The sequence below is a fragment of the Aureisphaera galaxeae genome, from assembly GCF_028561275.1.
Taxonomy (GTDB): domain Bacteria; phylum Bacteroidota; class Bacteroidia; order Flavobacteriales; family Flavobacteriaceae; genus Aureisphaera; species Aureisphaera galaxeae.
Map to the genome: position 1 here is coordinate 256545 of NZ_JAQQTF010000018.1, position 19621 is coordinate 276165.

21 protein-coding genes are annotated in these 19621 nt (G+C 42.8%); 15 read left to right on the plus strand and 6 right to left on the minus strand.

The features are described from left to right. Positions 1–29 precede the first annotated feature (29 nt). Genes POV27_RS18220 through POV27_RS18230 form a run of 3 tightly spaced genes read left to right on the plus strand, consistent with a single transcriptional unit; the run spans position 30 to position 1920 of the window. A complete protein-coding gene (locus POV27_RS18220) occupies positions 30–410 on the plus strand; it encodes a cupin domain-containing protein (RefSeq protein WP_272864225.1) in 381 nt (126 codons plus the stop codon). A gap of 5 nt (positions 411–415) precedes the next feature. Next, positions 416–952 carry a DinB family protein gene (locus POV27_RS18225; protein WP_272864226.1) on the plus strand — a complete coding sequence of 179 codons (537 nt, stop codon included), beginning with the start codon at positions 416–418 and terminating at the stop codon, positions 950–952. Further along, positions 949–1920, plus strand: a complete 972-nt coding sequence (locus tag POV27_RS18230) for an MBL fold metallo-hydrolase (protein ID WP_272864227.1) — start codon at positions 949–951, stop codon at positions 1918–1920. Before POV27_RS18225 ends, POV27_RS18230 begins: the two co-directional genes overlap by 4 nt. A gap of 1 nt (position 1921) precedes the next feature. Here POV27_RS18230 and POV27_RS18235 read toward each other — a convergent pair whose 3' ends face one another. Next, on the minus strand, positions 1922–2395 hold the full coding sequence (locus tag POV27_RS18235) for a DUF6702 family protein (protein WP_272864228.1): 474 nt from the start codon (positions 2393–2395) through the stop codon (positions 1922–1924). Between the two features lie 2 nt (positions 2396–2397). After that, positions 2398–3336 carry a YHYH protein gene (locus POV27_RS18240; RefSeq protein WP_272864229.1) on the minus strand — a complete coding sequence of 313 codons (939 nt, stop codon included), beginning with the start codon at positions 3334–3336 and terminating at the stop codon, positions 2398–2400. Positions 3337–3479: 143 nt separating this feature from the next. Between POV27_RS18240 and POV27_RS18245 the strand changes: the two genes are divergently transcribed. Further along, positions 3480–4211, plus strand: coding sequence for a hypothetical protein (locus POV27_RS18245; RefSeq protein WP_272864230.1), 732 nt, complete (start codon positions 3480–3482; stop codon positions 4209–4211). On the opposite strand, the gene POV27_RS18250 is transcribed toward POV27_RS18245, so the two are convergent. From POV27_RS18250 to POV27_RS18260, 3 genes are all read right to left on the minus strand, one after another. Continuing rightward, complete coding sequence (locus tag POV27_RS18250) at positions 4212–6023, minus strand: lysophospholipid acyltransferase family protein (RefSeq protein WP_272864231.1); 1812 nt, start codon at positions 6021–6023, stop codon at positions 4212–4214. A 73-nt stretch (positions 6024–6096) separates the two neighbouring features. Further along, on the minus strand, positions 6097–7353 hold the full coding sequence (locus POV27_RS18255; protein WP_272864232.1) for an aspartate kinase: 1257 nt from the start codon (positions 7351–7353) through the stop codon (positions 6097–6099). 19 nt (positions 7354–7372) lie between these two features. Then, complete coding sequence (locus POV27_RS18260) at positions 7373–7852, minus strand: GNAT family N-acetyltransferase (RefSeq protein ID WP_272864233.1); 480 nt, start codon at positions 7850–7852, stop codon at positions 7373–7375. An 87-nt stretch (positions 7853–7939) separates the two neighbouring features. Here POV27_RS18260 and fbp point away from each other — a divergent pair, with 87 nt between their 5' ends. The 7 genes from fbp (at position 7940) to POV27_RS18295 (ending at position 13352) form a co-directional block, all read left to right on the plus strand. Next, positions 7940–8944, plus strand: a complete 1005-nt coding sequence (fbp, locus tag POV27_RS18265) for a class 1 fructose-bisphosphatase (RefSeq protein ID WP_272864234.1) — start codon at positions 7940–7942, stop codon at positions 8942–8944. 72 nt (positions 8945–9016) lie between these two features. Next, positions 9017–9367 carry a fructose 1,6-bisphosphatase gene (locus POV27_RS18270; RefSeq protein ID WP_272864235.1) on the plus strand — a complete coding sequence of 117 codons (351 nt, stop codon included), beginning with the start codon at positions 9017–9019 and terminating at the stop codon, positions 9365–9367. A gap of 13 nt (positions 9368–9380) precedes the next feature. Further along, positions 9381–10202, plus strand: a complete 822-nt coding sequence (locus tag POV27_RS18275) for a cell envelope biogenesis protein OmpA (protein WP_272864236.1) — start codon at positions 9381–9383, stop codon at positions 10200–10202. Further along, entirely contained in the window at positions 10193–10684 is a 492-nt protein-coding gene (locus POV27_RS18280) for a Rab family GTPase (RefSeq protein WP_272864237.1), read from the plus strand. Before POV27_RS18275 ends, POV27_RS18280 begins: the two co-directional genes overlap by 10 nt. Further along, positions 10681–11283, plus strand: a complete 603-nt coding sequence (locus tag POV27_RS18285) for a hypothetical protein (protein ID WP_272864238.1) — start codon at positions 10681–10683, stop codon at positions 11281–11283. The genes POV27_RS18280 and POV27_RS18285 overlap by 4 nt, the downstream gene beginning before the upstream one ends. A gap of 70 nt (positions 11284–11353) precedes the next feature. Next, positions 11354–11839 carry a Rab family GTPase gene (locus tag POV27_RS18290; RefSeq protein WP_272864239.1) on the plus strand — a complete coding sequence of 162 codons (486 nt, stop codon included), beginning with the start codon at positions 11354–11356 and terminating at the stop codon, positions 11837–11839. A gap of 1 nt (position 11840) precedes the next feature. Beyond that, complete coding sequence (locus POV27_RS18295; protein WP_272864240.1) at positions 11841–13352, plus strand: ATP-binding response regulator; 1512 nt, start codon at positions 11841–11843, stop codon at positions 13350–13352. A gap of 18 nt (positions 13353–13370) precedes the next feature. On the opposite strand, the gene POV27_RS18300 is transcribed toward POV27_RS18295, so the two are convergent. Continuing rightward, positions 13371–13796 (minus strand): tellurite resistance TerB family protein, encoded by a 426-nt coding sequence (locus tag POV27_RS18300; protein WP_272864241.1) that lies wholly within the window; start codon positions 13794–13796, stop codon positions 13371–13373. A 117-nt stretch (positions 13797–13913) separates the two neighbouring features. Between POV27_RS18300 and POV27_RS18305 the strand changes: the two genes are divergently transcribed. Genes POV27_RS18305 through pdeM form a run of 4 tightly spaced genes read left to right on the plus strand, consistent with a single transcriptional unit; the run spans position 13914 to position 19619 of the window. After that, positions 13914–14939, plus strand: coding sequence for a ligase-associated DNA damage response exonuclease (locus POV27_RS18305; RefSeq protein ID WP_272864242.1), 1026 nt, complete (start codon positions 13914–13916; stop codon positions 14937–14939). Continuing rightward, a complete protein-coding gene (locus tag POV27_RS18310) occupies positions 14936–16528 on the plus strand; it encodes an ATP-dependent DNA ligase (protein ID WP_272864243.1) in 1593 nt (530 codons plus the stop codon). Before POV27_RS18305 ends, POV27_RS18310 begins: the two co-directional genes overlap by 4 nt. Then, entirely contained in the window at positions 16525–18978 is a 2454-nt protein-coding gene (locus POV27_RS18315; protein ID WP_272864244.1) for a ligase-associated DNA damage response DEXH box helicase, read from the plus strand. Before POV27_RS18310 ends, POV27_RS18315 begins: the two co-directional genes overlap by 4 nt. Then, the gene (gene pdeM, locus POV27_RS18320) at positions 18975–19619 is read left to right on the plus strand and encodes a ligase-associated DNA damage response endonuclease PdeM (RefSeq protein WP_272864245.1); all 645 of its coding nucleotides are present in this window, start codon (positions 18975–18977) and stop codon (positions 19617–19619) included. Before POV27_RS18315 ends, pdeM begins: the two co-directional genes overlap by 4 nt. Positions 19620–19621: the final 2 nt, after the last annotated feature.

Genomic DNA, 19621 nt, shown 5'->3' on the forward strand with positions numbered 1-19621 from the left:
GCCCTACAGAATATGCTATCTTTGGAAGTATGCCTGCCAATTTCTTTAAAATATGGGTATCCGGGACTCTTTTAACCTGCATTATGGCCTGTGGCTCCAAGTCGACCTTACCCGATCCTTTGGAAGCTGGTTGGAAAGGAAGCCCAGTTTGCCAAAAGGTACTGGACAATGCAGACCTACGCATACTGAAATGCACTTTTCCTCCAGGAGTTGGACATGAAAAGCATTTCCATGCCAAGCATTTTGGATATACCCTAGTGGGAAGCACCTTTAGAATTGAAGACACCACGGGTATTCGGGAAGTGAACGTCCCTACAGGAACCGACTTTTATAATGACGGCATCGATTGGCATAGGGTGCTGAACATTGGCGACAGTACCGCTGTATTCCTTATTGTAGAACCAAAGTAAAAGACATGAAATACAACCTTAACGAAGCCATCTCGGTATTGGAACGGACGCCTTCCGTCATGCGATCCCTATTATCGGGTTTACCCGATGTTTGGACCCAACAAAATGAAGGAGGCGACAGTTGGAGCCCTTACGATGTTATTGGGCATTTGGTCCATGGGGAAAAAACAGACTGGATGCCTCGATTGGAAATTGTGTTAAGTGATGGCCCGAAGAAAACCTTCGATCCCTATGACCGTTTTGCGCAATTCAAAATGAGCGAGGGAAAGACCTTGGAAGATTTATTGGGCGAATTCGAATCCCTTCGCACCTCCAATCTAGATACCCTTCGTTCTAAAAATCTGACCGAGCAAGACCTTTCCAAACAAGCCAACCATCCCGAATTAGGACCTGTGGAACTGCGTGAAATGCTGGCGGCTTGGGTGGTGCACGATCTTGGCCATATCGCTCAAATTTCCCGTGTTATGGCCAAACAATACAAGAACGAAGTAGGTCCTTGGCCTAAATACCTTACCATTCTAAACCACACTCCTAAAGAATGAGATTCGTATCCTTTTTGCTTATTATAGTTCTTTGGGGTTGCCAATCCGGTTCGGAGAAAGAACCGTCGCCTGCTACTGAGCCAGCTAATGATATGATAATCACCGACCCTGCGCATCTTGTGGTTTTGGGGACCCTCCAAGATGCTGGATCACCTCACATAGGTTGCAAAAAGGAATGTTGTAAAGCTTTGTTCGAAAATCCAGATCCCTTACGAAAAGTGGTCTCGTTGGGGCTTATTGATCCCAATACTGACAAATACTATCTTTTTGAAGCCACCCCTGATATTTCGACCCAAACCAAAAAACTGAAATTCATAGCGCAGAACGAAAGCGAACTCCCCCATGGCGTATTTCTTACCCATGCGCATATAGGACATTACTCCGGACTCATGTATCTGGGAAAAGAAGCAACCAATGCTCAAAAAGTCCCCGTGTATGCCATGCCCCGAATGAAAAGTTTCTTGGAAACCAATGGCCCTTGGGATCAATTGGTGAAGAATGACAATATCGAAATTACTGAAATGCAACACCAACAACCCGTACAACTATCCGATGCTGTTTCGGTAACGCCCTTCTTGGTACCACATCGCGACGAATATTCGGAAACTGTGGGTTATATCATAGAAGGACCTGTAAAAAAGGCGCTATTTATTCCGGATATCGACAAATGGGAAAAGTGGGGAACATCGATCATAGATGTTATTTCTGAAGTCGATTACGCCTTCTTAGACGCTACCTTTTACCATGGAGAAGAGATCAACACCCGTGACATTTCGCAGATTCCCCATCCTTTTATCATTGAAAGCATGGAACTTTTTGGTTCGCTACCTCCAGAAGAAAAACAAAAGGTGTACTTCATTCATTTCAATCATACCAATCCCGTACTGAATCCTGAAAGTGATGCGTATCAATCTGTGATTGAAAATGGCTTCAAAATAGCCCTTCCCCACACGCTCTTTGCTCTTTAGACTATACTTTCAATCGCAGTTGTCGGTTGCCTTTATCTAAAAGGTACCGCTGCCCTTCAATCTTTACGATGTTTTGGGTCCGTCTATAGATTTCAGTATAACTATCCAGGGTCAAAGCAATGGAGTTCCAATCATTTCCAGCGGTAAGATCAAATTTTACATAAGCATCGTGTTGATCTAGCGCAGCTTCTTTCAAATTTAAGGAAACATCTTTGTCGTTAATCTGAAGCTGTATTTCTGAATTGAAGTAAGCATCAATGTCTTGATAATACTCTGAAAGTTGGATCATGTTTCCATCTGCAGTTTCCGGGCAGAGACGCTTTACCAAATCCAAAGCAGAGCGTAATGTGAAATGTACGGTTAGTGACTGTTCTTCTTCGTTGAAATCATATCCAATCTGATTGGGATTATGCCCACAAACTGTGGACACCATCCCAATACAAACAACCAACAAATGTATCTTCAATTTCTTCATGATTAAAAGAATCTAAAATCATTACTAGGCGTTCCCGAAAAGCACAATGGAGAAGATGGAAAATTATCCGTTATCACATAATAATACTCATCATCGCTTTCTGGTGTTTTTCCAAAGCGTCCGTTGCATTCATCCAATAAAGAAGTGCCATTCACATATTCATAATCCTGAAAGTACGTACCATCGTAACAACCATCGGGAGCTGTGAGGCCATCGCCAGGGCGTGCTCCTTCGAGCAGTTGATAACCACTTTCCAAAGCCATAATCGTATTGCCATCATCATCGTATCCGTACTTATAATAGATGGGGAAACCATCGGCCGCATATCCTACCTTCACCATCTCACTGCCATCTATACCCAAATCGGCCACATAGGCACTTGGCGTCCCATGGTAGTGATACTTCCCGGTAGGTTGTACATGAGCATTGTTGCAATCCAATCCGAGGTTCACCGAATTGGTAAGCGTGGTAATGTTCCAATCCATGTTCACTCCATTGGTGCCAATAAAAAACTCCGCAGTAAAGGGATCCATGGAAACCCCACTATAGAGCACCCCGAACTCATAACCCTGTGCCCTCGTGGTGGTACTTGCTAACGACGGGGTTAAATCTAAACTATAACTAAAATTCTGTTCGCTAATGGTATTGGGGTTTCCTGCATTGGGAAATGAACCTACCAAATGCTCCGGAATACTATTAATCGTAATAACCCGAGTATCCGAACCTGTATTTACAACTTCCGAGTAGATACTATTGGTGCTTATAGCTGTTGTACAGGTGGAAGCATCCAAGTTAATGGAGAAGGTGCTCGATGTATTGGAACAATCGGTAGTCGTCCCTTGGTCGTCATTGTCGTTTGCTGTAGTGTTGGTGTCGTCATCGCCCGTAGAGCAGTTGAGTAATGCTGGAAGTAGCAGTAGGATAAACAGAAGCTTCTTCATAATATATGGTTTTAGTTTGTTCTTTAGGTCTGACTTACAAAAACCGGGAAGGTTTTTATGTTAGGAAGATTTTAACACGGTGATGACATCTGTATGGTTTTCCGATGAAGGATTAACTCCCCATAACTAAAACACTTTTAAAAATGAAATTACTGGAAGATGTAATCGATAGTCTGGCAGACCCAAAAAGTCGTTATGACGTAAAAACATTAAAGGAAATGGGAGTCCCAGAAAAAACCATTTCAAAAATTCAAATGATCGAAAGCCCCAATGTAGCCCTACAATTGGCCATGAATGCCTCGGGAGTTGAAACCCTCAACCTTGCCAGCAAGCTCAAGTTATCCTTGGAAGCGGCCTTAAAGGAAAGTCAACAGGTGCAAAACATCATAAAAATCATGTTCTCGTTAACCTTCGCTTTGGGTTACATTCTTATAGGAATTGCCATTTATTTTGGTTGGAAAGGAGAAACATTTTTGGCGGCTGCCTTTGGGGGATTTGGTATGTTGAGCATTGTTACTTTATTACTGAAAGACCCTCCTCTTAAAATGCAGGATAGCCGATCCAACTATGCCCAGCTTACCCTTGGAATTCTGGCATGGCTCAATGATCTCAACGATAAGGGGGCCATGGCCAGTCTTAATCAAAATTTTGTAACGGAAATATTAAAATCCAAGGACGAATCTACGGACCAAAAACTGAAGGCACACAAGGAATGCATTGAAAATTATCTATCCATTTCGAACACCCAAGTGTCTAATACAGTAAGGTTAATCAATCTTATAGAAGATGTTGCTGAGCCTTCGAACAAACATCGATTTAGTCTTGAAGATCTTTTGAAAGCGGAAAAAGGAATGCAGCAAGGAGTGAAAGAATAATTATTCCTCCTCGCTTCTATTTAGGTATTTTTTCTCGAGTTCGGCCTGGAACTCCTCCATTACCGGTTTTACGGTACTTTCGGGAAGATCGGCAATACGGATGTACATAAGCCCGTCGACTGCGTTATTGAACATAGGGTCCACGTTGAATGCCACTACCTTGGCATTCTGCTTAATATATTTTTTGATAAGTACGGGTAGTCGAAGGCTTCCCGGTTCTACCTCATCGATGAGCTTGTCGAATTTATTGAGATCGGCAGCACTTTCATCGAAAATGAAATCCTTGTCGGCATCCTTCAACTTCACCTTGTATTCCTTTTTTGGGTGAATGTACTGGGCTACATAAGGATCGTAGTAATTGGATTTCATGAACTCTATCATCAAGGATTTTGAAAACTCTGAAAACTGATTGCTAATGCTTACTCCACCAATGAGGAACTTATGCCTTGGGAAGCGAAGTGTTGTGTGTACAATCCCCTTCCAAAGTAAAAACAAAGGCATTGGACGTTGCTGGTATTCCTTCACGATAAAGGCACGTCCCATCTCGATAGACTTGCTCATCATATCATGGAGTTCTTCATCGAATCTGAAAAGGCTTTGCAGGTAAAATCCATCAATACCATGCTTCTCATAAATCTTTTGCCCCAATCCCATGCGATAGGCTCCCACCAACCGTTTAGCATCATTGTCCCAAAGGAACATGTGATGATAATAGGTATCATAATGATCTAAATCCGTGGCATTGTTGGTTCCTTCCCCAACTTCCCTAAAGGTAATCTCACGTAGACGCCCTACTTCTTGAAGAATATTGGGAATAGCCACCGCCGGTGCCAAATACACCTCATAGTTTTTACTCTTAAGTAAACGCTTGCCATCTTCTTCCAAGGCTTTGATCTCTTCCTGCATGGATTCTATGGAAACTGGACCCGCTATTTGCTTGGGTGGCTTATTTATTTTGATGGTCTTGGGAATGGTTTCCAATAATTTCTTCTTTTCGAACGGATTGGAAAGCACATAGGTTTTCTTCCGTAAGAACTCGGTAAATTCTTCCAAGTTTTCATATTCCGCCTGATCCTTAGCCGAAATGGGATTCCCAATCCTCACCTTGATCACCCGCTCTTTTTGGGTAAGCAATTCTGATGGTAATTTTGCGGTTCGCAAGGTATCGCTCAATTTGGCCAACCGATAGAACAACTTGCTGTTCTTGGCATGAAAATAAATAGGCACCACAGGTACCTCAGCTTTTTTCACCAATTTCATAGCGGCTACCTCCCAAGGTTTGTCCACAACCAATTTTCCATCGCGATAGGTAGATACTTCCCCTGCCGGAAAAATCCCTAGGGGATGTCCTTCCCGCAAATGCATGATCGCGCTTTTAAAACCCATAACGCTGCTCTTGGCATCCCTATGTCCTTCGAAGGGATTCACCGGCATTACATACGGTTTTAAGGGTTCAATTCTATGCAACAGGAAGTTGGCAATGATCTTAAAATCGGGGCGATGCTCCAATAACAATTTCAACAGCAAGATACCATCTATTCCTCCCAAGGGATGATTGGAAATGGTAATGAACGATCCGTTTTTGGGAATTCGCTTTAGGTCTTCTTCCGGAATTTCGAACTTGATTTCAAATTCGTCCAACAAGGCATTCATAAACTCGAGATCGCTTCTGTGCTTGTGCTTGTTATAGATCTTGTTCATGGTAGAAATCTTCAAGATCTTCATTAATAACCACCCCATAGAAGTACCCAAAAAGCCGAACTTTTCGACTTTAATGGCCTTAGCTACTTCTTTGGCATTAACAAGTCCCATAATAGGTGGTTAGGATTAGCGATCCCTTCATTGCGAAGGAGAACAAATATAGGGAAACCCCCGAAATATTAATTTACTCGTTTACTACTACTTGCACCGTTTCGGCACTTTCTTGCTTAAGAAGAACTTCCTTCTCTTCGGTTAACGATTTAATCTCCACAGGCTTAGAATGGCGAATCGTATATAACGTAACCCCGTAGTAACAGGTTACCTTAAATTTCTCCCTTAGTTTGGTGAGTAACGCCTCCAGATTGTTGTATTTATTGTCCACACATACCGAAAAGCTAATGGCCGAGTTCTGAATAAGCTCCACCTTCATTTTGTATTGGTGTAGCAAATTGAACACATCGCTAAAGTTGTCTTCCATCATAAAACTAAAGTCCAAAGAAGACAGTGAAATAAGCACCTGGTTTTTCTTCAGGATAAAACAGGAAGTCATAGGATCCAAGGTAACTCCTTTCCCAACGCAGGTACCTTGGTTCTGCGGATTTTCGAAGGATTTTACGAACAATGGAATCTCCTTTCGCTGTAAAGGCTGCAATGTTTTTGGGTGAATTACCGAAGCTCCATAAAAGGCCAATTCTATGGCTTCACGATACGAAATATGTTTGAGCAGTTGGGTGTTGTTGAAATACCTCGGATCTGCGTTCAAAACCCCAGGAACATCCTTCCAAATGGTTACACTTTCAGCATTGAGACAATAGGCAAATATGGCCGCGGTATAATCACTTCCTTCCCGCCCCAAAGTAGTAGTGAAATTATTCTCGGCTTCTGCTCCCAAAAATCCTTGGGTAATGGTAATTCCTTTCTTCTGAACCGTCTCGGTAATACGGGCTTGCGTTCGTTGCCAGTCCACTTTGGCGTCACGGTAATAATCGTTGGTCCTAATGCAGGTTCTTACGTCCAACCAAGTATTGTCCATTCCTATTTCGTTGAGATAGGTAGACACAATGGTTGTGGATACCAACTCACCGTAAGAAACCACTTGATCGTATACAAAAGCATGGTTTATGGATTTGTTCCCTTCCAAAAACTGACCCATATCGGCAAACAGTGCATTAATCTTTTCGAAGATGGGATGCGATTCGTTCGGAAAAAGATCCTTTAGAATGGTCTGATGGTACTGATAGATTTCACTTTTGGAAGCTTTATAATCCTTGGAATCCGAAAAATAATCCCTGACCATCGCTTCGAAGGCATTGGTCATTTTACCCATGGCCGAAACAACGACAACCAGGTCTTTCTCCCCGGTTGTTTTTAGTACTGAAACCATGTTTTTGACTCCATTGGCATCTTTTACCGACGCCCCACCAAATTTGAAAACTTTCATTTGCTTTTGTGTATGCGTATTAGTTATTATCTACAAAATTTTTGATCCCTTCTTCGTCCATCTCTACTTGCCACCAATCGTCCTGCACTTTTGCCCCGGTGCGTTCGTAAAACTTGATGGCACCTTTGTTCCATCCCAACACCATCCAATTGACCCGTTTTACGCCTTCTTCCCGTGCAAATTTCATGACCTCCTTGTACAGTAGGTTCCCTACACCTTTTCCACGCATCTTCTCACGAACTACCAAATCTTCAAGGTGTACTGTTTTGCCTACCCAAGTGGAGAATCGGAAATAGATCAAGGCCATTCCCATAATTTCATTTTCAAACTCAGCCACGAAGCAAGTATACATGGGGTTTTCACCAAATCCAGCGACTTCCAAATCTTCTACAGAAATCTTTACCCCATCCGGCTCTTTCTCAAAGATGGCCAGTTCGGTAATGAGGTCGAGTACATCGCCCATATCCTTGGGGGTCGCTTTACGAATCTGAATGTCCATAGGCAAGAGATTTTCCAGAGCAAATATCGGTTCAATTTTCCTAAAAATCCCGATATTTGGCCCAAATTCACAACAACCTACGCTATAATGCCACAAAAAAACAAGACCCTAGGAGAATTCATTATCGAAAACCAGGGTGAATTCAAGTATTCTTCAGGGGAACTGTCCAGATTAATCAACTCCATTCGTCTTGCCGCCAAGGTAGTTAACCACGAAGTGAACAAAGCCGGTTTGGTCGACATTTTAGGTGCTGCTGGCGACACCAATGTGCAAGGGGAGGATCAACAAAAACTGGATGTGTTTGCCAATGAAGCATTCATCAAAACCCTGACCAACCGAGAAATTGTGTGTGGTATTGCCAGTGAAGAGGAGGATGATTTCATCACCATTAAGGGACGAAACGAAAAGAATGACAACAAATATGTGGTATTGATAGACCCGCTGGATGGTTCTTCAAACATTGACGTAAACGTTTCTGTGGGAACTATTTTTTCCATCTACCGTAGAATCACCCCAGAAGGAACCCCTGTTACTTTAGAAGACTTCCTTCAACCAGGGAAAAATCAGGTAGCAGCTGGATATATCATTTATGGAACCTCAACCATGATTGTATATACCACAGGTCATGGTGTAAATGGTTTTACATTGAACCCTGCTATTGGAACGTACTATCTTTCCCACCCAAATATGAAGTTTCCGGAAACCGGTAAAATCTATTCGGTAAACGAAGGAAACTATGTACACTTCCCACAAGGGGTAAAAGACTACATCAAATACTGTCAGGCTGAGGGGGGCGATCGCCCTTACACCTCTCGTTATATTGGTTCATTGGTCAGCGATTTTCACCGTAACATGATCAAGGGAGGTATTTATATCTATCCAAATACCGCCAAAGATCCGAACGGTAAATTACGCTTATTATACGAGTGCAATCCTATGGCATTTATTGCCGAGCAGGCAGGTGCAAAAGCCAGTAATGGTTTTGAACGTATTATGGATATTCAACCTACTGAACTTCACCAACGTGTGCCTTTTTTCTGTGGCAGTAAGAAGATGGTAGAAAAGGCCGAGTCCTTTATGCAAGGGGCATAAATACTATAGTTGGCTGGTGGATTATTCGTTTTTTTAGTACTTTTATAAGAACTAAAGTAACCAAATCCGTCAATGGCCAAGAAAAACACACCTCAAGACCCTCAACCCTCATTGGATTCTTCTTCTAAAATCGAGGCGATTAAGAACCTCATTTTTGGTGAAAACATAGAACAGTATGACAGTCAGTTCGACACCTTAAAAAAGGAGATTGACAAGCGAAAGAAGGAACTGGAACACTATATAGACGAAGTTCGTAACGAGCTCATGCAGTCCATCGATTCATTAAGCACCGATGTGAATATTAGAATTACCGATCTAGAGGATAACCTTCAAGCAAAAACCAATGCCCTTTCCGAAGAAAAATTGGATCGGAAAACGTTGGGGAAACTTCTTATCGATTTGGGCGAAAAAATAAGCTCTTAAAATACATTCTACCATGGTAGAGGAGGAAGAAGACAAGCTAAAATTGCTTCGTGAAATCCTGTTGATGGACGACAGGGAAGTCGCGAGTGCGGTAAGCCAGCGTCTGGACAAGATTTCCGACACCATTGAAAAAAGGGAAAAGCTAACCCAAAAGATCGATCCCATTTTAGAAGATCGATTGCAGGAATTTGTAGAAAGTATCCCATCCCGTTTGGGTCCGGTCATCACGGAAACCCTTCAGAAACAAATACAAGAATCCAAAGATGAAGTTGTGGAAGCGCTCTATCCCATCATGGGTAAAATGATAAAACGCTATGTGCAGAACGAAATCGCCCGTCTTTCAGAAAACATCAACAAAAAAGTTAACAACACCTTTTCCTTCCAGGCTTTGAAGCGAAAGCTTCAGGCTATGTTTACGGGGGTAAAGGAAAGCGATCTCATTCTTAGTGAAGCCAATCCCCCTATTTTGAATGAGATATTTGTCATTGAAAAAGGTTCGGGCATTTTGCTGGGTAATTTCAGTAAAACAGAAACCTTGGACAAAGACATGGTCTCGGGCATGCTAACAGCCATTAAAAGCTTCGTAGAAGATGCTTTTTCCGCCGGCGCCCAAAACCTAGAGGCCATAGAATACGAACTCTACACCATTCACATCCAAAACTTTTTCAGCTATTACATTGCGGCGGTGGTTTCTGGAAATTACACCCGCAGTTTTGAAAGTAAGATCGAAAACAAATTATTAACCCTTTCCAAAAAACTATCCCCTAAGGTTTCTACCCTCACACGGGAGGAAATCGACTCGTTTTTGCGTGAATTTTTCAAAAAATGGAAATAACAAAAAAGGTTGTCCTTTTGGGACAATTTGGTGTTGGAAAAACATCGATTGCAAGACGTTATTTAATGGATATTTTTGAACAGGACTATGTCCCCACCTTGGGCGTTCAAATACGAAAGAAGGTCTTGGAATTGCCTTCGGGAAGAAAACTATCCATGATCATTTGGGACTTGGAAGGATTTTCGTCTGTGTCCAAAACCCGAGGGTCTTATTTATTGGGTTCGCATGCATTCATCTATGTGTTCGATGTAACGCGGCCTTACACCTATCAAGGAATTAACAAGGATATCGAGTTTATAAAAGAACGCTATCCCAAGGTAATCCTCGAAATTGTTGGGAACAAAATAGATTTGGAAGAAGAAGAAAACATAAACCCTATTATGAAGAAAAAGAAGATCGATGTCACAGGCTATGTGAGTGCCAAAACCGGAGAAGGAATAGCAGCGCTATTTACACGACTTACCAAAAAACTGGAGTCATGAACAAGCAAAGCACATTCTTTTCGAAGAAGATCCAAGAAATCCATGCCAAGCCCTCAGGCGAGATTTTCTTTAGCAGCAATACCATTTTCGATATTTCCGAAAATGAAGACCTCTACTCCCTACACCCTTTTTTCGAAAGTCTGAAACACGAGTTGGAAAAGGAAGGCATCATGGAAAACAGCCTAGCGTTCCCCTGTGTTCAGTTAGAAGTGCATGGCAAAGAAGCCATTTGCGATGTCACCATAAAAAAGGAGTTGGATTTCCTGGCTATATTATTATTCGACTATTCGCAGCATTACGAACATTTGCACGAGGCGGCCCAGGAGAAGAAAAGCGCTATGCTTTTAGAGAAAGAGCATGAACTTAAATTGAAGTATTCTTCAGAAAAAGCGGCTTATTTGGACTTCATCCGTGAACGGCTAGATACCAAGCTTATTTCGGAAATGGAAGAGGCAGTTCGCAAAATCGAACAGCTGAAACGCACGTCCCTTACCCCAGAGCAACGCCAAAACCTTCAGGAAATAGAAGAGATCATTGGAGGATTTCACCTTAAGGCCATTCAAGTGCGGGAAGGTTTGGATTTCGATTTTGATACATAATTAATCGACATAGTTTCTTTTAAACTCTAATGATTTAAATATCTTTACAACCATAATTTTTCAATTTTAAATGGCCCAAACCAAAAAAATAGTACTCCTCGGGCATTTTGGGGTTGGTAAAACCAGTTTACTGCGTCGTTATGTAGACGATGCCTTTAACGAAGACTATCTCGTAACCGTAGGTGTACACGTAAAGAAAAAAGACATCTCCTTGGAGAATGAAACCGTCACCCTGATCATCTGGGATATAGAAGGAAATACGTCTATAGACAAAGCCCGGAAATCCTATTTGTTGGGTACGCACGGTTTCGTGTATGTGTTCGATGTGACCCGGCCAGAGACCTACGAACAGTTGGAGAGCGAGTTTTCCTATTTAACGGAAAAATTCCCGAACGTTCCGGTGAGCTTGGCGGGAAATAAAGCAGATTTGTTTGATAGTGAGTTTACCAAATCCTTTTTCAAGGATCCTATTTTCGAGAATTGCTTTTTCACCAGTGCGAAAACCGGGAATACGGTAGAAGACCTCTTCAAGGATATTGCGGTTAAAACCACCTAACATGAGCCTAAGCAGTTTAAAATCTGAAATTGCCCACAAACGTATACAGGAAATATCGGTTGCCAAAGACGGCACCATCATAGATAGCGATGAGGCTCTTTTTCCCTTTCCCAAAGGAAAAACCATCGCAGCATTTCATCCCTTTTTTGAAGGATTACAAGCATTTCTCCCTACCCTAGAAGAGGACACCAATTTCCCTTGTGTAAATCTAGAAATAGAGGGTTCCCGGAAAATTGTGGACATCGAAATTCTGAATAAGGGCAACGATGTCACCATTCTTTTGTTCGATTTTACAGAACATTACGACGCTTCCCATCCCTTGGTGCAGGAAAAGAACGAAGTTTCCATTGCAAAGAGTAAGTTGGAGTTTGACAAGCGATTGCTGGAAGCCAAGGAAAATTTTAAAAATGGATTCTTGTCCAACCTCAACCACGAAATCCGAAACCCGCTGAATAGCATGCTCGGGTTCTTGGAACTTTTGGGAGAAACAAAGTTGGACTACGAACAATATGAAACGCTTAAGGTAATTCGCAAAGCCGGAACACATGTAAAGACATTGATGGAAGATATGCTGGATATTTCTAAAATCGAAAGAGGTATCATTACCAAAAAACATGTCAATTTCCACTTGGGATATATCCTAGCCAACATTCAGAATCATTACGATCTAAAATATGGAGGCAAAAAGATAGAGTTTATCATTGCCACCGAAGAACAGATGCCCAAGACCTTTATTGGGGATCCCATTAGGTTGAACCAGATACTTTTCAATTTATTGGAAAATGCCTTCAGAAATACAGAACAAGGAGCTGTAACGCTGGATGTCTCTCATGAAAATGTAGACAAGAAAATGGCCAAAGTCGTTTTCACCGTAAGTGATACGGGCCGAGGCATTGCGGAAGAGGATCTATCGAAAGTATTCGACTCCTATTTCCAACTTAAACTGAAAAAGGATAAGCCCTTGGGCGAAGGATTGGGTCTTAAGATTGTTAAGGATCTCGTAGCGCTACTAGAAGGATCCGTTTCCGTAAGTAGCGAGGAAGGCAAAGGAACTACCTTTGTTTGTGAAATCCCGTTCGAAAAACGTGTGTCTAAGAGGGAAAAGAAAACCGTAAAAAAAGGGACGGGTATTTTCCAGAGCCGACGTATTCTTATTGTTGAAAATGACCCTACGGCACAAATGCTCTTCATGAAAACCTTTTTGAACAATGAAAAAGGATATGTGATCGAAATGGCCAATAATGCAGAACATATGTTCTCAATTTTGGCAAAGAAGAAATACGATCTTATTATCCTGAAAAAGGCACTCCCCGATGTAAAGGCGGCCGAATTGCTGAAGGTTTTGAAAGGGGATTTCGAAAATCAGAAAAGAAAGATTCCGGTATTAATGGCCAGTGGAAGTACGCTCATAAATGAGCAGCAGGAAATGCTAGACGCTGGTGTCGATGCCTTTTTGGCAAAACCGTACACAAAAAAAGAGCTTTTCAAAGTCATTGAAAAGCTCATGGGATAACAAAAAGGTATCTCCTTATTATTTTTTGTTCAATAAGTATCTGTAGTCTTCCAAATCCAAACCTCCGTTGAAGATTTCGATAGAGCGCTTTATTAATTTAGCAGCCAACTCCTCGGTATATCCTAATCCGATGGCATAACGCTCCAAAAGATCACGTTCTTCGTCGTCCAACACTTGATCGGCATAAATCATCTTGAACAAATCCAACATACGCTCCAAGCGCTTATCGGCCGAGTTGGGCGGATTAAGCGGGTATCCCGTAGGGTTTTTTAGGATTTCGACATACTTGGATTCGCTAATGTTCAACTTCGTAGCAAAGCGTTTTAGCAATTCCTCTTCGGGTTCACTAATTACCCCATTTGCTGACGCAATATTTACGATGGAAGCAAAATGCCCTATATTACTATTGCGTTCTCCGCTCTTAAATAAATCTGTGAATGACATAGTGTAATTTTATACTGCAAATATAAAATTATTGCTACGGATTTGATTCAATTTTGTTGGGAAAAAAACCTATAAATCTCAAAAAACAAGCGAACAAAACAATACCTTTAAAGTTCCATGACAAAACCTCTCCTCGTTTTCAATTCCAAAGGGATTTATTGCAAACAGGCCGATGTGTATATAGACGCGTGGCGACCTGTGGAGAAGTGCATAGTTACCCATGGTCATTCCGACCATAGTAGAAGGGGACATAAACAATATATTACCCACCATAACAACATCCCCATCATTAAACATCGGTTGGGAGACATTACCGTTTCGGGGAAGGAATGGGGAGAAACTTTTACCATAAATGGAGTCACCTTTTCCTTGCATCCCGCAGGACACATCGTAGCATCCTCCCAAGTACGGGTGGAATACAAAGGAGAAGTTTGGGTTTTTACTGGCGACTACAAAATTGAAAATGATGGATTGTCCACGCCCTATGAACCCATTAAGTGTCATACCTTCATTACCGAGTGCACCTTTGGTCTCCCCGCATTTAAATGGGAACCTCAGGATGATGTCTTCAATGAAATCAATGGCTGGTGGGCGAGAAACAAGGATGAGGGTCGCACCTCTTTACTTTTCGGATACAGTTTGGGAAAGGCCCAACGCCTCCTGAAACATCTGGACACTTCCATTGGCAAGATCTATACCCATGGAGCGGTGGAACAAATGACCCAAGTGCTTCGCGAACACTATGACTTACCTCCTACCGAACTTATCACAGCAAACACGAAAAAAGAGGATATCCTTGGCAATATCGTAGTGGCACCGCCTAGCGCACAGGGCAGTTCCCTCATGAGGAAAATAGGACCCAATGTAACAGCTAGTGCTAGTGGATGGATGACCTTTCGTGGGGCACGGAGAAGAAGGGCTTTGGATCGTGGATTTGTACTCAGCGATCATGCCGATTGGGATGGGCTCTTGCAGGCGGTTAAAGAAACGGGATGTGAAAAGGTGATCGCCACCCATGGTTATACCGAAATATTCTCACGCTATCTGCGGGAAGAAATGGCGTTGGACGCCCGTACCGAAAGCACCCAATACGAAGCAGAACAAAACGAAGCCGAATCGAAAAAAGAGGAGGGCGCATCATGAAACGCTTTGCCGAACTCATAAAGCAATTGGACAGTACCAACAAAACGAATGAAAAAGTAGGTGCCCTTACCGAATATTTCTTGAATGCTCCTGACCCTGACAAACTTTGGACCATTGCTATCCTCTCTCATCGACGTCCAAAACGTCCTGTAAATACCACTTTGCTTCGTGAATGGGCCACCGAACTGAGCCATATTCCATTATGGTTATTCGAAGAGAGTTATCACATTGTCGGGGATCTGGCCGAAACCATTGCCTTGATTGTTCCCTCCTCAAAGGGAAAGACCGACAAGTCCCTTTCTGAGTTCATTGCCGAAATCATCGAACTACGGGAACTTCCTGAATCAGCCAAAAAAGCCTACCTGCATGAAAATTGGCTTTCACTGAATTACTACGAACGTTTTGTATTCAATAAGATCATCACCGGGGGATTCCGTATTGGTGTGAGCCAAAAACTTATGACACGAGCCCTGTCCAAAGCCACGGGAATAGACGAAGATATTTTGGCCTATAAACTCATGGGGAGTTGGACGCCACCTACGACCACTTTTCAGCAACTTATTTTGGAGGAACACGAGAGCGATTACCTCAGTAAGCCCTATCCCTTTTACTTGGCGTATGCGGTAGAAGACGATTTCCAGGAGCAACTGGGAGACATTCAAGATTGGAGTTTCGAACACAAATGGGACGGTATTAGAGCGCAAGTCATTATACGAAATGATGAAGTCTTTGTTTGGTCACGAGGCGAAGAATTGGTGACCGATAAGTATCCTGAATTCCAAAAGTTCTTGGAAGTGGTTCCCAACGGAACCGTATTGGACGGCGAAATACTGCCTTTTCCTGAAGGAAGGATTGGCGATTTCAATCAGTTACAAACCCGAATTGGCCGAAAGAATGTATCCAAAAGCCTCCTGCAGAAAATTCCTGTGATCCTCACTGCCTATGACCTATTGGAATGGAATGGTGAGGATATTCGTTCGTGCCCTTTTGCGGAAAGAAGAAAATTGTTGGAGCAGCTTATTTCCAAAGTCAATTCAAAAGAAAACCATCTATACCTTAGCGGTAGTATGCAGTTCGAAACCTGGGAAGCGGCTGCTTCCGAACGAGAACGTGCTCGCGAAAAACGAAGTGAGGGCTTAATGATAAAACGAAAAGACTCCCCTTATTTAGTGGGTCGAAAAAAGGGTGATTGGTGGAAATGGAAGACCAATCCCTTTACCATAGATGCTGTACTCACCTATGCTATGCGCGGACATGGAAGAAGGGCCAATCTCTTTACCGATTACACTTTTGGCCTGTGGCATGAAGGGCAATTGGTGACCTTTGCCAAGGCTTATTCTGGGTTAACGGATGCAGAATTGAAGGAAGTAGATGCTTGGATTAAAAAGAACACTTTGGAACGTTTTGGACCGGTTCGAAGTGTAACTCCTTTCCATGTTTTCGAAATTGCTTTTGAAGGCATCGCCAAAAGTAGCCGTCATAAGAGTGGAGTCGCTACTCGATTTCCCAGAATTTTACGCTGGCGAAAGGACAAGCCTATTGAAGAAGCCAACACCCTACAAGACCTCAAAAACCTCATCCCAGAATGAATCAGACCGAACTCATACAATGGGCGGAAGGCTGGTTTCAACAGCAGGAATGGCAGGCATTCCCTTTTCAGAAAAAGACCTGGAAAGCCTTTTTACAGGGAAAGCATGGATTACTAAACGCTCCCACGGGAAGTGGAAAAACCTATGCCCTATGGGTTCCTATTGTACTTAATTACATCAAGAAAAATCCGGAATACGCTACAAAAAAGCCCAAAGGGCTCAAAGCCATTTGGATTACTCCCCTTAGGGCCTTGTCAGTAGAAATTAAACAGGCCGCCCAGCGCTTTGCGGATGAAATGGGTACTGGCCTAACGGTAGGGATACGTACTGGCGATACTTCGCAAGCAGAACGAGCAAAGCAAAAAAGGCAAATGCCCGACCTGCTTATCACAACACCAGAGAGTCTTATGCTATTACTTGCTTCTAAGGGATATGATAAGATGTTTAAAACACTCACGGCCGTGGTGGTGGACGAATGGCACGAACTTTTGGGAAGCAAGCGTGGCGTACAAATGGAATTGGCCTTATCCCGTCTAAAAACCATCTCTACCGATTTACGCATATGGGGAATTTCCGCTACCATTGGGAATTTGGAAGAAGCCCAACAAGTACTTTTCGGAATGGACGATCCTATTCAGAAGCAATCTGTCCTCATACGGGCGAGACATAAGAAAAAGGTGCGGGTACACTCTATGATTCCGAAGGAAATGGAGACCTTCCCTTGGAGGGGGCATATCGGATTGCATCTATTAGAGGATTTAGTAAAAATCATCGAGAAAAGTAAGACGACAATTATTTTCACCAATACGCGCGGACAATGCGAAATCTGGTTTCAGAAATTACTGGAAAAACATCCCGAATTGGCAGGAGAAATAGCCATGCACCATGGCAGTATTTCCAAGGAAACCCGATTGTGGGTAGAACAGGCCATTCGCAACGAATCACTTAAGGCAGTGGTAGCCACTTCCAGTTTGGATTTAGGAGTCGATTTTGCTCCTGTAGAAACCATTGTCCAGATAGGAGGCCCTAAAGGAATTGCCAAATTCTTACAACGCGCCGGACGAAGCAATCACCGCCCTGGAGAAACCTCGGTCATTCATTTTTTACCCACCCATGCGTTGGAATTGGTAGAAGCTTCGGCCTTGAAACGAGCCGTTAAAGAAAACGTGATGGAAGCACGAACCCCTTTCTTGCTTAGTTTCGATGTGCTCATTCAGTATTTGGTGACACTTGCTGTGAGTGATGGTTTTATCCCAGACGAAATTTTTAAAGAAGTAAAAAACACCTTTTGCTACCAAGGTATTACCGAAGAGCAATGGCAATGGTGCCTCAACTTCATCACATTGGGAAGTCAAAGTCTCAAGGCCTATGACGAATACAAACGGGTAGAAGTGAAAGCGGGGCTTTTCAAGGTGGAAAGCAGAAGAATTGCCATGATGCATCGATTATCCATCGGCACAATTGTAAGCGACGCCATGATGATGGTGAAATATGTAACGGGTGGATTTATAGGAACCATAGAAGAATGGTTCATTGGAAAAATGAAGCCAGGCGACAGTTTTGTCTTTGCAGGACGTACCCTCGAATTGGTTCGTCTTCGACAAATGGTAGCACAGGTTCGAAGATCGAGTAAGCGCACTTCTAAAGTGGTAAGTTTTATGGGTGGCCGATTGCCCCTTTCTTCCCAAATGAGTAAGATCCTAAGGGAAGAGCTGCAAAACGAAGTGGAGGCCCTTAGAACTAGAGAATTGAAAGCCATGGATCCCATTTTCGAAAGACAGCAATGGGAATCTGTAGTGCCGAGAGCTCATGAATTTTTGATCGAAACCTTTGCCACTAGAGAAGGATATCACGCGCTTTTCTATCCGTTTGAAGGAAGAAAAGTACACGAGGCCATGAGTAATTTATTGGCTTATAGAATGAGTCTCCTATCACCCATTAGTTTCAGTTTGGCCTATAACGATTATGGGTTTGAGCTGTTAAGCGATCAGGAGATTGACATTCAATCGTTGCTGGATAATGATCTGCTCACGACCCAAGATGCCCTTTCCGATTTGGCCAAAGGAGTAAACTCAAGTGAGCTGGCCCGACGGAAGTTTCGCGATGTAGCCGTAATTAGTGGACTTGTATTTCAAGGGTATCCCAACAAGATCATAAAGACCAAACATTTGCAAAGCAATAGCCAATTGTTGTTCGATGTATTTCGGGATTACGAGCCCGACAATTTATTATACCAGCAAGCCTATACCGAAATGTATGAGCACGAGTTGGAGGTAGGGCGATTGCAAAAAGTTCTAGAACGTATTGCCACTCAAGACATTCTCTGGAAACAATGCGATAAACCGACACCGTTTAGCTTTCCCATCATTACCGATCGACTGCGAAGCAAATTAACCTCCGAAAAGTTGAGTGATCGTATTAAAAAGATGAAATTGCAGTTCGATAAATGACCGAGAACGTTCAAATAGCCAATCAGAATTTTGTGTTGCATCCTTCGGGCGCTGCCCTTTGGAAGGAGAAATCTACCTTGCTTATTGCCGACGTCCATTTGGGAAAGATTGCCCATTTCAGAAAAAATGGACTGGCGGTTCCCCCTCATATTGCGGACACCAATTTTGAAAGATTGAATACAGTTATTTCGCAATTACAACCCAAATCCATCTACTTTTTGGGTGATCTATTTCACAGTTATCTCAATGCCGAATGGTTCGTTTTTGAAGAGTGGGTGCAGCAAACACCTTGCGATATGATTTTAGTGCAGGGCAATCACGATATCATTGCGGATCATAAATTTGAAGCCTTGGGGATCCCTGTGAAAGAAGAGCTGGAAGAAGGACCTTTTTGCTTTACACATCATCCCGAGGATATAGAATCGGCCTTCAATATTTGCGGTCATATTCATCCTGCCGTTCGTATGCGCGGTGGTGGCGGACAAGCGGCTACTTTATCCTGTTTCTTTATTTCGGAAAATCAACTTATCCTTCCCGCTTTTGGTATCTTTACAGGGAAGCACCGACTCACCCCAACGAAGGAGGATCGTGTGTACGCCATCGTAGAAAACGAAGTGGTCTGTGTTTCGAATACCCGATAAAA